The organism is Bariatricus sp. TF06-38A (genome assembly GCF_027690675.1).
GTDB lineage: Bacteria > Bacillota > Clostridia > Lachnospirales > Lachnospiraceae > Allocoprococcus > Allocoprococcus comes.
Window position 1 is genome coordinate 21,760 of record NZ_JAQFCE010000033.1, and the last position, 16,129, is coordinate 37,888.

12 protein-coding genes are annotated in these 16,129 nt (G+C 43.4%); all 12 read left to right on the forward strand.

The features are described from left to right. Window positions 1-35 precede the first annotated feature (35 nt). Window positions 36-5,474, forward strand: a complete 5,439-nt coding sequence (locus PG418_RS17290) for a SpaA isopeptide-forming pilin-related protein (RefSeq protein WP_275932385.1) — start codon at window positions 36-38, stop codon at window positions 5,472-5,474. A 76-nt stretch (window positions 5,475-5,550) separates the two neighbouring features. Continuing rightward, on the forward strand, window positions 5,551-5,859 hold the full coding sequence (locus PG418_RS17295; RefSeq protein WP_117467702.1) for a hypothetical protein: 309 nt from the start codon (window positions 5,551-5,553) through the stop codon (window positions 5,857-5,859). Further along, window positions 5,856-6,980 carry a radical SAM protein gene (locus PG418_RS17300; RefSeq protein ID WP_181993266.1) on the forward strand — a complete coding sequence of 375 codons (1,125 nt, stop codon included), beginning with the start codon at window positions 5,856-5,858 and terminating at the stop codon, window positions 6,978-6,980. The genes PG418_RS17295 and PG418_RS17300 overlap by 4 nt, the downstream gene beginning before the upstream one ends. Beyond that, window positions 6,961-8,022 carry a DUF3991 domain-containing protein gene (locus PG418_RS17305; protein WP_165853161.1) on the forward strand — a complete coding sequence of 354 codons (1,062 nt, stop codon included), beginning with the start codon at window positions 6,961-6,963 and terminating at the stop codon, window positions 8,020-8,022. The genes PG418_RS17300 and PG418_RS17305 overlap by 20 nt, the downstream gene beginning before the upstream one ends. A gap of 12 nt (window positions 8,023-8,034) precedes the next feature. Next, the gene (locus PG418_RS17310) at window positions 8,035-8,259 is read left to right on the forward strand and encodes a hypothetical protein (protein WP_025577443.1); all 225 of its coding nucleotides are present in this window, start codon (window positions 8,035-8,037) and stop codon (window positions 8,257-8,259) included. Between the two features lie 249 nt (window positions 8,260-8,508). Beyond that, complete coding sequence (gene dcm, locus PG418_RS17315; protein WP_117467700.1) at window positions 8,509-10,032, forward strand: DNA (cytosine-5-)-methyltransferase; 1,524 nt, start codon at window positions 8,509-8,511, stop codon at window positions 10,030-10,032. 511 nt (window positions 10,033-10,543) lie between these two features. Then, the gene (locus PG418_RS17320; protein ID WP_242990165.1) at window positions 10,544-10,867 is read left to right on the forward strand and encodes a plasmid mobilization protein; all 324 of its coding nucleotides are present in this window, start codon (window positions 10,544-10,546) and stop codon (window positions 10,865-10,867) included. A 3-nt stretch (window positions 10,868-10,870) separates the two neighbouring features. Continuing rightward, window positions 10,871-12,286, forward strand: a complete 1,416-nt coding sequence (locus PG418_RS17325; protein ID WP_270636514.1) for a relaxase/mobilization nuclease domain-containing protein — start codon at window positions 10,871-10,873, stop codon at window positions 12,284-12,286. After that, on the forward strand, window positions 12,287-13,240 hold the full coding sequence (locus PG418_RS17330) for a hypothetical protein (RefSeq protein ID WP_117467697.1): 954 nt from the start codon (window positions 12,287-12,289) through the stop codon (window positions 13,238-13,240). It begins immediately after the preceding gene. Then, complete coding sequence (locus tag PG418_RS17335) at window positions 13,241-13,660, forward strand: hypothetical protein (RefSeq protein ID WP_270636515.1); 420 nt, start codon at window positions 13,241-13,243, stop codon at window positions 13,658-13,660. Window positions 13,661-13,670: 10 nt separating this feature from the next. Then, entirely contained in the window at window positions 13,671-14,834 is a 1,164-nt protein-coding gene (locus tag PG418_RS17340; protein WP_117467695.1) for a PcfB family protein, read from the forward strand. 42 nt (window positions 14,835-14,876) lie between these two features. Beyond that, window positions 14,877-16,129: VirD4-like conjugal transfer protein, CD1115 family (locus tag PG418_RS17345; protein WP_498837784.1), on the forward strand; the 1,253-nt coding region annotated here is incomplete at its 3' end.

Sequence of the window (16,129 nt, forward strand, 5' to 3'; positions counted from 1 at the left end):
CTTTTTTTGACGAAAAAATGAAAAGGAGCAAAGCTATGATGAAAGGAAAAAAGAAAAGGCTACTGGCTGGGACGCTGGCACTTCTTCTTAGTTGTTCTACGTTACTCAATACAGGGATCACCGCACTGGCTTCTGAACAGTCTGAGGAACATGCACAGATACAGGAAGTAAAACAGGAGGAGGCTGCTTCAGAAACATTACCGGAGTTGGAAGAGGTAAAGGAGCAACTAACAGAAGAAGAACTGGTGTATGCAGAGGTCCTTACCATAAAAGCAGGAGAGTCCTTTGACTTGGAAACAGATTACAGGGGTTTTCAGAAAAATGATGAAAAAGTAAAGGTGACGTTTCTGAAAGCAGAAGGGGACTCCGGCAATTCTTTTGATTTCAATACCCCAGGTTCTTACCAGGCATTTTATCGTGTTGATCCGTTAAGCGGAAACCCTTCCTATCAGATTATGAGAAGAATTGTGGTAGAAGCAAGGGAAAACAGTACACAGGAACCCCAGGGAGAAGTAAGCCAGCATACCGAAGATGGCTCCGGTGAGGACGGTGAGGCGGACCCTGACCCGGAGATACCGGAGGTACTGACGGAAGAACCGGAAATGCCAGATGCAGGGGCAGAGTTGATTGATCTGACACCAAAAGAGGATAAGGGAATGTTCTTATCGGTTGTTCCGGCAGCAATGGAGCAGCAAAAAGGAAGCAATGTACATCTGGTACAGGGAGAGAAAATCCCATACCCTTCTAACGTGGGGAACTATTCTACTTCCTATTTCACCGTAAATGGCCATGTGGCATATTGTCTGGAGTCTATGAAGGCTTCCCCGCCGACCTCGGATTATGTAGCCAATGAATTTGAAAGCAACCCGGAATTACAGAAAGTCCTTTATTATGGATATGGCGGTCCTGGGGACATTACTGGGGAGTATATGCCCTCTTTTGACTGGAAGACAAAGTATATTTTTACGCATTTAGCTGCCGCTTATTCTTATTGTGGCATGGACGGTTTTTATGGCTGTACCATTGAAGATATTAAGGCAAGCGGTGTGTGGGGATATATCCAGCATATTTACAGCCTGGAAGCACCTCCGACAGCAGCAATCACATTGTCCCCAAAGGAGGCAAAGGCTTATGAAAGTGGAAAGGAACAGCGTACCGGAGAATTTACTTTAAAAGGTGACCATAGAAACTATATTACTTTAAAAATGCCAGAGAATGTGACTTATCACAGTGGAAGTACAAAACAGACAGGAACCGTAAAGATCAATGGGAATACCACATTCTATTTCAGTGCTCCCAAAACTGTAACTAGTACATGGAACAGTGGTAAGCTGAAAGGACAAATGGGAACTCAGTGGAAGACCTTAGTATTGTCTACGGGTTCTGGTTCTCAGGATATTGGGTATGGGGCATTTTTTGAAGAAGAAAGTGCTTCTGTGGAATTTACGGTGAAGTGGCTGGACCTGGCAAGGGTAAAGGTAACAAAAAAAGATAAGAACAGTAAAGTAAATCTGTCCGGCGCTGTTTTTGGTATTTATTCAGACAGTGCATGTAAAAACCTTCTTGTACAGATGCCGGCCACAGACAGCAACGGTACTTCTGAGGTGGAAATTCCGAAAACCCAGGATACGGTATATTTAAAAGAAATTTCTGTTCCAGAAGGATATAAGCTGAATACAGAGTCTTTTAACGTGAAGTTGGAAACAGGAAAAACAACTTCTGTTGCAGTGACGAATGAGGAACAGAAAGGAAAAATCACAATCCGTAAAAAAGGTGAGGTTCTGACCGGAGTAACCGGAGAAGAGGGAAACCTGACTTTTGTATATGGAAATGCGGACTTTGCAGGGGCAGAATATAACATTTATGCGGCAGAGGATATTTACAGCCAGGATAAAATGACGAAGGTGCATAAAGCAGGGGATCTGGTAGAAAGTCTGACAACAGGGGAAGATGGAAGCGCTGTTTCCAAAGAATTGTATCTTGGAAAATATAAGGTTGTAGAACAGAAAGCACCGGAAAATCTGGTGATTGGGAAAACAGAACAGGAACGTGCCCAGTTTGTAACCTTGTCCTATGCAGGACAGAATGTAGAGCTATCCCAGGGGGAAACCGTTTTTACCAATGCAAGACCGGAGATTTCCGTAAATGTAGTGAAAAAATCGAAACATGATGATGTTACCCTGGAAGGTGCGACCTTTGGCTTGTATGTAGAAGAAGACCTGACGGCAGCAGACGGAAAGGTCCTTGTAGAAAAAGGAAGCCTGGTGGAACGTGCTGTTTCCGACAGGGAAGGAATGGCTGTGTTCCATGCAGATATTCCTTTGAATTTCCATTACAGCGTAAAGGAAATCCAGGCACCGGATAAGTATTATATGACAGATGAGGTGTATCGTTTCTTCTATGAATATAAAGATGACAGCACCTACACATATACTTTTTCCCATGATTTTAAAAATGAGGAAGTACGGGGAGAAGTTCATGCAAGTAAGATTGACCAGGATTCCCAGGGATTTATTTCTCAGGGTGACGCAACCTTAGTAGGGGCAAAATATGGGTTATATGCTACGGAAGATATTGAACACCCAAATAAGAAAGATGGGATTGTCCATAAAAAAGGGGAACTTGTAGCGCAGGGTACGATTTCCAGTGAAGGAACCGTAGATTTCAAAAACCTGTATCTTGGAAATTATTTCGTAAAAGAAATAGAGCCGGCAGAAGGGTATCTGTTAGATGAAACAGAGTATCCCGTAGAGGTTTCGTATGAGGGACAGGAAGTACAGATTGTACACCGGGAGGTGACTGTAAAGGAAACTGTAAAGAAACAGGCCTTTCAGCTTATCAAGATCTCAGAAGACGGGGAGCAGACAGAAACAGAACTGGTAGAAGGAGCTGGATTTAAGGTATTCCTCATCAGTGAGCTGTCTGGTGTAAAAGACGGAAGTTTGAAGCCGGGAAACGGTTCTTATTATACCCCGGAAGATTTTATCACCTATGATTACAGCAAAGATGAAACCGCTTCTTATTGGGAGAATGGTAAAAAGATTACGGTACCAGAGCTGTTTACGGATAAGAAAGGATATTTAAAGAGTCCAGAACTTCCTTATGGAACCTATGTGGTGTTTGAGTCTACGGTTCCGGAAAATTTAAAAGGGATTCGTCCATTTATTGTACAGATTTCGGAAGACAGCCGGGAACCCCAGGTATGGCGTGTGTTTGATGACCGTCCTTTGCAGTATTACTTCAAGATTGTGAAAAAAGATGCCCAGACACAGAAGCCGGTGCTGGATAACAGTGCAGCTTATAAGATTTATGATGTGGAAGCAGAAAAATATGTGGAAATGATCGTAAGATATCCAAAAAAAGAAGTGGTATCTGTGTTCAGGACCAACGAAGAGGGATACCTGATTACACCGGAGCAGTTAAAATGTGGCACTTACCGGATTGAAGAAGTGGAAGCACCGGAAAATTATGTACAGGTAGGATTTGAAAATGCCCTCTTAAAAGACGGGAAGGAAGTTCCGCTGAATGAAGTTGCAGACGGAGGAACATACCAGGAGGCAAAGAAAGCGCCGATCACCATTACCGTAGATTCTGATACCGTACACCAGGTAGAGGAGGAAACCGGTAAATTTATTGTTGTCATTGAACAGTATAATGATGAAGCAGTAGGAAGCCTTACAATCCATAAAAAAGGAGAAAAACTTTCTGGTGCTTCTAAAGTAGAAGAAAAGTTCCTGACAAAGATGAAAAACGGTGTAGCAGGTTTCGTAAATCAGGTAAGCAGTTTCTTCACTGGGGAAGAGGTCATGGAAAAAGAGAAAGGTTATGAATTTGACTATGAAGAGGGAAATATGGAAGGTGCAGAATTTGCCATTCATGCAAAGGAAACCATTTATACCCCGGACGGACAGAAAGACGAAGCAGGAAACCGCATTGTAAAATATGAAAAAGATGCCCTGGTAGCTCGTATGGTGACAGATAAAGAAGGAAAGGCAGTCCTGAATAATCTTCCTATCGGAAAATACTATGTAGTGGAAGAAAAAGCAGGTCAGAACTGCGTGCTTGACCCGGAAGCAAAAGAATTTGAAATTGCATATAAGGGACAGGAAGTAGCAGTGGATTATGTAACAATGGAACTTACCAATCAGCGACAGAAAGTTTCCCTGAGTCTTCTGAAGAAAGACGCAGAAACCGGAAAACCGCTGGAAGGAGTGGTATTCGGGCTGTATGCGCAGGAGGATATCAAAAATGCTGCCGGGGAAGTAGTTGTAGAAAAAGATGCCCTGATTGAACTGGGAACAACAGATGAAGAGGGCAAGCTGGTATTTCAGGCAGATCTTCCTCATGGAAAATACTATATTCAGGAAGTAGAGCATAAGCCGGGATACCTGCCAAATGATGAGGTGTATTCCTTTGATGCGTCTTATACAGACCAGACCCTTGAACTGCTCGCTTTTTCAGAAGAAATTTCTAATCAGCCTACCATTACGGAGTTTGCGAAAGTAGATTTAACCGGTGGACAGGAAATTGAAGGTGCAAAAATGCAGATTTTAGATCAGGACGGAAAGGTGGTAGAAGAGTGGGTATCTAAGAAAGAACCCCATGTAGTCTATGCATTGGAACCAGGAGAATATGTACTGCATGAAGAGCAAGCGCCTACGGAACAGGGATATGTCCGGGCAGAAGATGTGAAATTTGTTGTGGAAGAAACAGTGGACGTACAAAAAGTGAAAATGGAGGACGACCATACCAAAGTTTCAATTTCCAAAACAGATATTACAGATGGTAAGGAGATTGAAGGGGCGAAGCTGCAGATCCTGGATCAGGACGGGGAAGTGGTAGAGTCCTGGACCACAGGAGAAGAACACCTGATTGAGTATCTTCCGGTAGGCACTTATACCCTGCACGAAGAGGCGGCAGTTGACGGATATATTGTGGCCAATGACGTGGAGTTTACAGTAGAAGAAACGGGAGAAATTCAGAAAGTGAAGATGGAAGATGAGCGTGCTATGGGACAACTGGTTATCGTAAAAACGGATACAGACAGTAAAGCAGCTTTAGAGGGAGTAGAATTTGTTCTGCTGGAAAAGGAAACCGGAGAAGAAGTAGGACGTTTGAAGACTGGAAAAGATGGAAAAGCAGTTTCAGAACTACTTCCAATTGGAACTTATGAAAATGGTGTTTTCAAAGAACCGATCACCTATGTGCTGAAAGAAACTGCCACTTTAAAGGGATATGAGAAGACGGAAGAAGAGTGGGAAATCGTATTTACCTATCAGAATGATAAAACACCAGTTATTGAAGTGGTAAAAGAGATCCAGAATAAAAAAATACCAGAAACACCAGGTACCGTAAAACCAGGACCAAAAACGGGTGATGATACAAACTGGTTCCTGCCTTTGCTGGCTCTTGGTGTAAGTGCAGGTATGGTAGCAGGCCTACTTTATTACAGAAAAAGACATAAAAAGGCATAGGAAATAAAAATCAGTTTTTAAACTTGGGAAAGGGCAGCTGCGGCTGTCCTTTCTTTGGCAATATGAGGTGAGAAGCATGGAAGAGAAAAAAAGAATACGGTTTATTGACAGCCATTATCATACCCTGTTCAGCATAGCAGACGGGGACTCCATAGAGATTGTATATCCAGATGGAAAAAGGGAAGAACGGGTTTGTACCTATATTGATGAATACCACACACAGGTAGGGGCAAGGGTGTTCCATATTTGTCAATTTGCAGAAATCATGGAAGCAAATGGAAAATCATATTGCCCGGCAGAATGCAAGGAAAAGGAAGAAAGAAAAGAGGCAGTCAAAGGGGAGAAGAAAACCGGAACTACCCGTATGGAAAGGAGCAGGCGTTGAGGATAGGGATTATAGATGCAGATCTTTTATACCGGAAAAGACACCGGTTTCCTAACTTGGCATGTATGAAACTTTCCGCTTATTGGAAGGAGCAGGGATTTGAAACAGAGCTTCTTTTGGATTATAGCCAGGCAGGGGAATATGACCGGCTCTATGTATCAAAAGTGTTTACGGATACCTTTGTGCCGGATCATATTTTGGCGAAGGAAACAACCGTTTATGGAGGAACCGGGTTTTTTTATGATAAAGCACCGGTACTTCCCGAAGAAATGGAACACCATACACCGGACTATCATTTGTATGACCAGATGGTAAAAGAACATAGCGAAGGAGAGAAAAAGAAGAAGGAGTTCCAATTTTATACGGATTATTCCATTGGTTTCCTCACCAGGGGGTGTTTTCGGAAGTGCAGTTTCTGTGTAAACAAAAATAGCACCGGTGCAGTAGCAGCAAGCCCATTGAAAGAATTTTATGATCCGTCCAGAAAGAAGTTATGCTTTTTGGACGATAATTTTTTTGCCTGTGCAGAGTGGGAAAAAATCTTTTCCAGTGTCCTGGAAACAGGCAGGCGGTTTCAGTTCCGGCAAGGGCTGGATCTGCGGATTATGCAGAAAAGGCAGATGGAACTTCTGGCATCTGGCAAATTGGATAATGGTATGATTTTTGCCTTTGACCATATTAAAGATCAGGAACTTATTGTAAGAAAATTGGAACTTTTGCGGGAAGTAATCCCAGTTTCTTACCAGAAAGTTAAGCTGTATGTACTGTGCGGCTATGACTGGGAAGGGACCTGGAAAGCAGATTTTTGGGCAAAGGATATTCGGGACGTTTTCATACGGATTGAGATTTTGATGCGGTATAAGTGTCTGGCTTATTTGATGCGCTATGCCGCATGGGAACGGGCACCGGAAATTTATAAGGGAATGTATATCAACCTAAGTCGTTGGTGCAATCAGCCCGCCCAGTATTCAAAAAAGAGCCTGCGGGAATTTTGTACCGGACAGGGAGAGTATAGTTCCTGTTTCCGCTACCTGACTGCTTTTGAAGCTCTGCACCCGGAAATGGCACATTATCTGGATATGAAATATGAAGAGGTGCAGTATGGGAAAATTTACGGCTGAAGAAATTCAGATTGCAAAGGCAGTGGATTTAGTGGATTTGGCGGAGCAGATAGGGATTCCATTGAAAAGGAAAGGCAGGTTCTATCAGGCAGTGGGTATGGACTCTGTGATGATCTTCAACCGGTCTTCTTGGTGCCGGTTTAGCCAGGGGGTAGGTGGCAGCACCATTGACTTTCTGGAATATTTCAGAAACATGGATTTTGTGGAGGCAGTCAAATATCTGCTGGAGTTTGCCGGATATATCCGTACTGAAACCATGCAAAAATTTCAACCGGAAAGACAGACTGAAAAAATAGAAGAGACAAAACAGAGAAAAGACATACCGAAAGACCCTTTTGTACTTCCTTCAAAATCAGAAACCAGCCGCCGGTTATATGGCTATCTGATAAAACAGCGGAAGCTGTCAAAGCAGATGATTGATTTTTGGGTAAAAAAGGGGATTTTGTATGAGAGCGGAACGTACCATAACCTGGTTTTTGTGGGAAAAGATACGGAAGGTATCCCACGTTTTGCCAGCCAGAGGGGAACCCTGGATAAATATGGAAAACCCTTTAAAGGAGATGTTACGGGGAATGACAAAACTTATGGGGTTAATCTGGTAGACCAAAACAGTGATACGCTCTATGTATATGAGGCGGCCATTGATGCCATGTCCGATATGGAACTGCGGGAAGATTATCAGAACAATATCCTGGTACTTGGAATGCTTTCCGATGGTCCTTTGGAAAAGTTCTTAAAAGATTATCCTTATATCAGGAAGATACAGTTCTGTTTGGATAATGACCTGCCGGGAAGACAAGCGGCAAAAAAATTGGCAAGAAAATATACCCTTATGGAGTATGAGGTTTTTGTACGTCTTCCACCTATGGGAAAAGACTATAATGCTTTTTTGCAGTATAAAAAGGAAAACCAAGAGCTTTCCAGCCTGGTAGAAAAGGAAAGGCCGCTTTTTACTGAAACAAAAGGGACAAACATACAAAAGATAGAAAAAATGGTAGGACACAGGAACATAGTACCATACCAGATAGCACAGGCAAGATAGGAGGGTATTCTTTTGGAAAATAGCTATGATGAGGAATGTTTCAAAAAATGGGAGATCGACGAATGCGAAGCGGAGATGGAAAAAGTAGTGCAGTGGATAGGAAAGAGGAAACTGCATGGACGTGTACGGGTTGCGTTTATCGAAGAGAGCTATGAGCGGCAGGGATACCGCATGGGGATACCCAAGCAGGCGTATGTGTCCAGGGTGCTGGCAAACATCAGGAAAGAAGAGCGGTGAGAAAGAAATAACCAATTCGAAAGTTGGAGTGTTAGGAAAGGAGGTGGTGCAGACCAACAGAATTTTTGACAGAAGGATAAACTCTGGATACGGGAAGGGGTGATTCTATGATTGTAAGGTAATGCCAGATGGATATTTCGTTTGTAGCTGTGGATTTCTCATGAAGACTATAAAAAATTTAGGAGACAGGAGGAAATAAGTGAGTAATCCTAGGTAAAATGTGTAGCTACACCTCATGAAATATGAGGAATGAAATATAGTTTGGTAAATTTTTGTGAGTTTGATAAATATGCAGCAAAGAGTTATTGTGCGATTCATGGTACAAGTGAAACATTGAATCTGGGAGATATTACAAAAGTGGACGAAAGGGAGATTGAACCGTTTAACATGATCTGTGGCGGAAGCCCCTGTCAGGATTTTTCCCTGGCAGGCAAGCAGGCAGGCGCGGTTTGGAAATGCCGAAGCTGCGGGTATGAGTATAACCCTCTGCAGGTACATTATTCCAAAAGGGACGCCTGCGGCATGTGTGGTTCCCATGATATTGATAAAACACGTTCTTCCCTTCTGGTGGAGTGGCTCCGTATGATACGGGGTGTCAAACCAGTATGGGGAATTTATGAAAATGTAAAAAATATTGTAGGAAAAAAATTCCGGGATACCACATTCCGGTTGTTTGAAGAAGAACTGCATGAATACGGATACCACACCTATTGGAGTGTTCTTAATGCAAAGCATTATGGAATACCCCAGAACAGGGAACGGGTATATCTGATTTTGATACAGAAGGAAATGGATAATGGAACATTCCAGTTTCCAGAACCGCTGGAGTCCTTCCAGTGCCTTATGGATATTCTGGAGGATACGGTAGAGGAAAGATACTACTTATCCCAGGAAAAAGTACGCCGCTTGATTGAAGATATGGAAGAGAGAAAAGCGCTTTTGTTTGAGCCGGACGAAAAAAGCCTGAAGGCTTTTCGGGAAAACCGGGTAAAGCGAGCCGGAAATATCAAAGGGGTGTTTGAACAGACTGGACGGGTCTATCTGCCAGACGGGTGCTGCCCTACGGTAACTGCCTGTGGTGGTGGCGGGCAGCAGCCCAAAATTCTTCAAGTAGGAGATATTCATACCGGTTATGGTTCAAGCGGGGTTATTTATTCCCCTTTAGGAAGCAGCGGTGCGGTTTTAGCAGGACATGACCAGCCAAAGATTGTAGAAAAATGTCCAGGAGCAATCCGGGGCAGGTATGATCGGGAAGGCCGGATTGTGCAGACTTTGGAACTGGGAGAAAAAGAAGTCTGCCATACCCTTACTTCTGTGCAAAAAGATAATATCATTCTGGTACGTCAAAAGACACAGAAAGGTTATGAGGAATGTTTGGAAAATGGTGTTGTAAATCTTAGTTATCCGTCTGTGGAAAAACGGGGAAGGGTACAGGAGCATGGGGAACTCTGCCCTACGCTTACGACATCAAATGGAATACACCGCTTAGAGTCTTTGTTCCGTATCCGGAGGCTGACACCTTTTGAATGCTTCCGGCTTATGGGCTTTTCCGATGCGGATTTTTGGAAAGCAAAAGAAGCAGGCATAAGCAACAGCCAGCTTTACAAACAGGCAGGAAATTCCATTGTTGTTGATGTGCTGTACTATATTTTTCTGGAACTATACAAAGCCATGCCATATCTGTTTGAGGATATCCGGCTTTCTTCCTTTTTCAGTGGGATTGGAGCTTTTGAAAAGGCATTGGAGCGTTTGGAAGAACAGGTAAACCAATAATTTCATAAGAGAAACCCAAAGCGGCAAATGGTCCATAGAGAGTCTTCCCATACTTGTTGAAAAGAGAGAAATTGCGGAAGAAGAAGCAGTCTGCAAGGAGTCTGTGCAAAAGCGTTGATAGCAGAATGGAAGAACTGCTGTCACATCAGACACAGGAGGCTGACAGATTTGCTAACAGAACTAGGGTTTTGTTAGCAGAAATAGAAGTAGGAAGCGGAAAAACCGATAGCAGATGTTTAGAACTGCTATCGGTTTTTCCCTATATGGAACGCAGGTCTGCTATCAGTATCTGCGTTTTGCTATCTATTTTATCCGGGGTATTAGGGGGTGCCCCCTAACAAGATGGGATTTTGTACGGTAAAATCCGTATCTTGCAGAGGACTGGCAGAGCCAGTCCGGACGCCGGGAAGTTATACAGTGACCGATAGCAGGTCTTAGGAGTTGACAGCGGATAGCGTTGGAGTAGAAATCGGTAGATGAAATCTGTGATAAAGATAAGGAAAGGGGGAGCATGAAAAAAGAAACAATGAAATGCAGAAAAGAAATCCGGCTGTACTCATGGGAGCTGGAAGAGTTACAAAAACAGGCAGAAAAGATGGGGCTTTCTGATTCCCAGTATCTTCGTATGCTGATTACCAACCGTCCCAGGGATTACCCGGAAATCCGCAAGGAACTGGAACGCATGAACCAGGAAATCAACCGGATTGGTGTAAACATCAACCAGATTACCCATAACAATAACAGCGCCCTTTATTCCAGGGAAGATAAACACCGTCTGTATGTGTTTTTGAAGCAGATAAAAACACTGGTAAGCCAGGTGCAGGAAAGGCTGTAGGTTATGGCAATTACAAAGTGCCTGCACATGAAACAGGCGAAAACAGGTTATCCGGCAAAACATCTGGCAAACGGTCTTCGCTATATTATGAACCCGGAGAAAACAGAACATGGCCGCTATGTCTGTGGGCATAACTGTATTCCCGAACAGGCATTATCCCAGATGGTAGATACCAAACGTCATTTTGGAAAGCTGGATAAAAGGCAGGGTTACCATTTCATTCTTTCGTTTGAGGAAGATGAGGTTTCGGAAGAAGAAGCCTTCCAAGTGGTAGGAGAGTTTGTGACAGAATTTCTTGGGAAGGATTTTGAAGCGGTTTATGCAGTCCATAATGATACGGATCATATTCATGGGCACATTATTTTTAATTCGGTACGCTGTACTACAGGATATAAATACGATTATAAAAACAGGGATTGGGAAAACATTATCCAGCCTCTGACCAACCGGATATGCAAGGAGCATGGTTTATCTGTGCTTGATCTGGAAAAGGTAAAGGAGAAACGTAAACAAAAAGGACAGGAAGAAACATCTCTTTCGGAACGGGACAGGCGGATTAAAAGAGATATGGATCAGGCATTACAGGACGCAGGTTCTTATGAGGAATTTCTTGAAAATCTTTCCAACATGGGATATGAGCTGCGGGGGAGAAAACGTCTTTCCGTTCGGGAACCCGGAGCAGGAAGGGCAAGGCGGCTGGACCAGCTAGGGGAAGAATATACAGAGGAAAGGCTTCGGCAGCGTTTTGGACGCCTTCCAATCCCGGAAATAACCGGAGAGGAGATACCGGTAGAATGGACGTATGTGTTTATTCCATACCGGGAGCGGCATTTGACCAGATACCAGAAGGAACGCTTTCTTCGCAGGTACCGGCAGGGGAAACCAATGGCAGACTCTAAAACCTGGAAATACAGGGCAGCAATCCAGGAATTGAAAAAATTGCAGGAGGAATTTGATTTTATGGCAGCTTATCGCATACAGGATAAGGCGCAGTTGAAAGCCATTTCTGATGCAACAAAGGAACAGCTTTGGGAAAACAGCAGGGCAAGAAAGCAGTTACGAAAAGAAATGCTTCCTTATGAGGAAATGCTTCTGCTTCTCAATAAGCTGCAGGAAAAACAGATGGAAGCAGAACTTTATCAGGAAGGGTATCAGGAATTTTTTCAAGACCACCAGACATACCAAAACCTTCTTGGGCAGTTAAAAGAAATGGGATATTCCTTGTCTGAGGCAGAACAGACAGACGCTTATTTCTTTGAGAAAGAGGAGCGTTTGCGGATTGAACGGAAAAAAATCTTAAAAGAAAAAAGGATTGCAGAGCGTCTGAGTGAAAAAGCAGAAGAAAAAGAAAACTTGGAAGCACAACAGAAGGAAAAGAATAGGGAAACGTCTGCAAGGGGCAGAGGAAAAGGAGGGTAAATGACAGTAGAAGGACAACGGTATCTGGAAGAATGCCGGAAAGTTTTAAAAGAAGAACAGATGGACGCAGTTTCTATGGGGCTGGATTTTGGTCTTCCTGTTTCGGATATCCAGAAGGTAGTTAAGAGTAACCAGGAAGCCCCGGTGATGAAAGCAATCATCATAGGGCTTATGGAAGGGATTGGGGAAATCGACTTTTTATGTGAAGGAAATTATAACCAGTTCCAGGTACGGGAAATCGTAGAGGGCTTAAAAAACGGGCTGGATCTGGAAGAGGTGAAAACCTATGCCGGAAATGAACTGCCGGCCAGCCGTATGCGGACCATGCGGATACAACTGGAAGAGTCAAAGGCAAAAAAAGAAGTTCCGAAAGATGAAGAAATGCGTTCTTATATGAAAAATCTTATGGGGATCATGGAACAATCCATTCAGCAGTTCCAGGAAAGCAATGACCGTTTTACAGCCTTGTCCTCTCTGGTAAAGGAGCATGTTGTTGAAGAGAAAAACCAGGAGATTAAAGACCTGTATGAGAACCTGCAATATAAAGATAAAAACATACAGGAATTAAAAGAAAAGCTGGCAAAGAAAGAGCAGGAAATTCAGGATCTGAAAAAAGAAGCAGAAAAATACAGGGAAAAAACAGAAGCTGCTTCCAGGGAAACAAAAGTGGTATTGGAAGAAAAAAGCATACAAACAGCGGAAGGGCTGCAAAAAAGTAAGCGCCGGCTGCTTGGGATTGCCATGCTTGGGAAAAAAGTACCCAAAAGTGTTGTGGAGAAAATTCTGGAATATAACCTGTCCGCAGAACAGTTGGAAGAAATCCGTCAGTGCGTAGAAAGTGGGCTGGCAGATGCAGAAATTCTTCAGGTGATGGAGAACAGCCCTTCACCAGAGAGAATGAAAAAAATGCGGGAAATTATCCTTTTGATGCGGAAACGGAAGGCGGGTGTGTAAATGGCAGAACTTGAACATGTGGTAAAAACATTTTCCCTTTTGGAAGCTGCCGAAAAGGAACAGCCCTTTCTTACCAGGGAGCAGAAACAGGATTTGTACCGTATTGCTTTTCATAAGGAGTCTATGGAAGAGGTAGAAAAAATTATTTTGCAGTTACAGGTGCCTCATGCAGGAAAGGAAGAAAAAGAGCGTATCCTTTCCCATTACCTTGAACCGTTTTTTCAGGTTCCGGAAAATATTTTGCAGATTGAGAATTATATTTTTCAGCTTCAATATATGACCTATGAAAAGGAAAAAGCAAACCACATGCTGGAGGCTCTCTTAAAACAGGAAAATGTCCAGTATGACCTGGAAGCCATGCTTACAGAAGGAAAAATAAAGGCGGCTGTTCCAGTAAAAAAGGACAGGGCAATGGGATAGGAGGGAGAGCATGAGTGAAATACAAGATGCGGCGCAGATCATTAAAGTTTCCTTTGAAGGCGCAGAAATCATTCTGAAAATGGGAAATACAGGCTGGCAGTTTGTAAAAGATATTTGTGCGGTATTTAAAAAAGTTCTGGACCAGGAAAAACTGTCAGGGAAAACTTCTGTACAAAAGCTCCTGAAAATGGGAGGCGATTTACAGGTTTTCCGTTTTGAAACAAAAGACCTGGAGCGGGTAAAAGCCCTGGCAAATAAGTATGGGATTTTATATTCCATTTTGCCGGATTTGAATGAGAAGGATGGTATGAGTGAAATTTTGTTCCATTCCCAGGCAGCACCCCGTATTCAGTCCATGATGGCAAAAATTGAACATTCCAATATTGGGACGTTAGATGAATACTATGAAAATGCAGAGCCGGATAAGGTGGAGCAGTTGGTAGAAGAAGTAAAAAAGCCTGCCCTGCCGGAGCCGAAGGAGTGTGAACTGGTTGCGCGGGAGCTGGCGAAAAACCAGGTGGAGAAGATCAGTGATGTCCGTTCCCGTCTGAATATGACCTGGCTTCAGATCTGGCCGATTATCTGCTACATGGAAGAACAGGGGATTTTGGAGAAAGGGAAGGAAGGTACGGTAACACTGACCAGGACACCGGAACAGATGGAAGAATTGGTAGATTCCCAGCAGTGGAAACAGTTGTTTGGGGAAGAGGAAGCCCAAAGACGCAGCACTGGAAGCAGCCAGGAAACAGAAGAAAAGATGCAGGTCATTCAGCGTATCCAAAAGGAGAAACGGAACAATCCAGGTGTGAATGCCATTACTATAGACCAGAAGCTGGTATATGAAGAAACAGAGCATCATATCAAAACCAGGATTCCGTACCGTAAGAATGAATTTATCTGGCTGGATAAATCGGAAATTAGCTGGATTAATGACCATAAGACGATTTTTGCAGGATTGGAAAAGAAGAAGGAGTATGCAATTTTAGACCTGGAGGACCGTTTTCTTAGAAAAACTTCGGGGGAAGATTTATATAGGGAAAGCTATGACCCGGTACACAGGGAACGTGCCAGACAGGAGCAGGAAAAGATACGCAGAAGAAGGGAGCAGAATTACAGGAAGGCACAACAGAACCTGGAAGCAGGGAAAAGAACCATACAGGGGCGAAGGAGGTAGAGAACCGGAGCAATTCAGAAAAAGAAGAAACAGTCCTGGGGCATGTATCTTATTGGTGGCATAGCTTCCGGCTATGGAGGTTATCTCTTGAACGTGTGTTATCAGCCCGGAAAGGATATCAATTATTTTTTAAACCGTCTGGATCAGGTGATGGTAGCCCCGTTTGCCAATTATTGGAACGAAACTTCCTTAAAAGCAATCATTTTGGGGATTTTTGTATATGTGATTGGTATGGTCATGTATGTCACCAGCCGGAAAAACTATATGCCGGGACAGGAATTTGGTACCGCTGTTTTTGCAGATCCGAAAAAAGTGGCAAAGCAGTTTGCGGATAAAGATGAACACAATAACCTGATCTTATCCCAGAATGTCAGGCTGTCCATGAATACCAGAAAGACCAGGAGAAACCTAAATGTCCTGGTAATCGGAGGAAGCGGCGCTGGAAAAACCTTGTTCATGGTGAAACCCAATCTCCTTCAGTTAAGCAGGGCTTCCCAGATCATTACAGATCCCAAAGGGGAGATTTTAAGATGCTGCGGAGGTATGCTGAAAGCGCATGGATACCGGATACGGGTGCTGAACCTGGTGGAAATGGAGCAGTCTAACGGATATAATCCATTCCGCTATATCCGCTCTGAAACAGATATTGTAAAACTGGTTACCAACCTGATCAATAATACCACACCGAAAAACGCACAGCCCAGTGATCCATTCTGGGAGAAAGCCGAGTCTTTGTACTTGCAGGCCATTTTTCTTTATGTGTGGCAGGAGTGTGAAATGGAGAAAAGGAATTTCCGTATGGTTCTGCAGCTTTTGAATGAGGCGGAAGTCCATGCAGACGGTTCCCCTTCTGATTTAGACCGGCGTTTCCGCAGACTGGAGAGAAAAAAGGGAAGCAATCACCCTGCTTTAATCCAGTATAATAAAGTGGTCCGGGGTGCCGGAGATACGGTAAGGAGTATCATCATTTCCGCAAATGCAAGGCTGGGATTGTTACAGAACCCACAAATTTTGCGGATTCTGGATCATGATGAAATGGAGATTGAGGAGATTGGGCTTGGTGTTGACGGGGACAGAAACCGGAAGACTGCACTTTTTTGTGTAACGCCGGATTCGGATAAGAGTTATGCCTTTTTAATTGGTATGCTTTATTCCCAGATTTTCCAGGAATTGTATTACCAGGCAGACTTCCATTACAATGGAAAACTTCCCATTAACGTCAATTTTATGCTGGACGAATTTGCCAACGGTGTGACACGTTCTACGCCTAAAACGGTGGGAATAACCGACAAAAG

Excerpts from the sequence above, each read along its gene's own strand:
- PG418_RS17295 (WP_117467702.1), top strand. The coding sequence starts at position 5,551 with ATGGAAGAGAAAAAAAGAATACGGTTTATTGACAGCCATTATCATACC.
- PG418_RS17330 (WP_117467697.1), top strand. The coding sequence starts at position 12,287 with ATGACAGTAGAAGGACAACGGTATCTGGAAGAATGCCGGAAAGTTTTA.
- PG418_RS17290 (WP_275932385.1), top strand. The coding sequence starts at position 36 with ATGATGAAAGGAAAAAAGAAAAGGCTACTGGCTGGGACGCTGGCACTT.
- PG418_RS17305 (WP_165853161.1), top strand. The coding sequence starts at position 6,961 with ATGGGAAAATTTACGGCTGAAGAAATTCAGATTGCAAAGGCAGTGGAT.
- dcm (WP_117467700.1), top strand. The coding sequence starts at position 8,509 with ATGAAATATAGTTTGGTAAATTTTTGTGAGTTTGATAAATATGCAGCA.
- PG418_RS17335 (WP_270636515.1), top strand. The coding sequence starts at position 13,241 with ATGGCAGAACTTGAACATGTGGTAAAAACATTTTCCCTTTTGGAAGCT.
- PG418_RS17325 (WP_270636514.1), top strand. The coding sequence starts at position 10,871 with ATGGCAATTACAAAGTGCCTGCACATGAAACAGGCGAAAACAGGTTAT.
- PG418_RS17340 (WP_117467695.1), top strand. The coding sequence starts at position 13,671 with ATGAGTGAAATACAAGATGCGGCGCAGATCATTAAAGTTTCCTTTGAA.
- PG418_RS17320 (WP_242990165.1), top strand. The coding sequence starts at position 10,544 with ATGAAAAAAGAAACAATGAAATGCAGAAAAGAAATCCGGCTGTACTCA.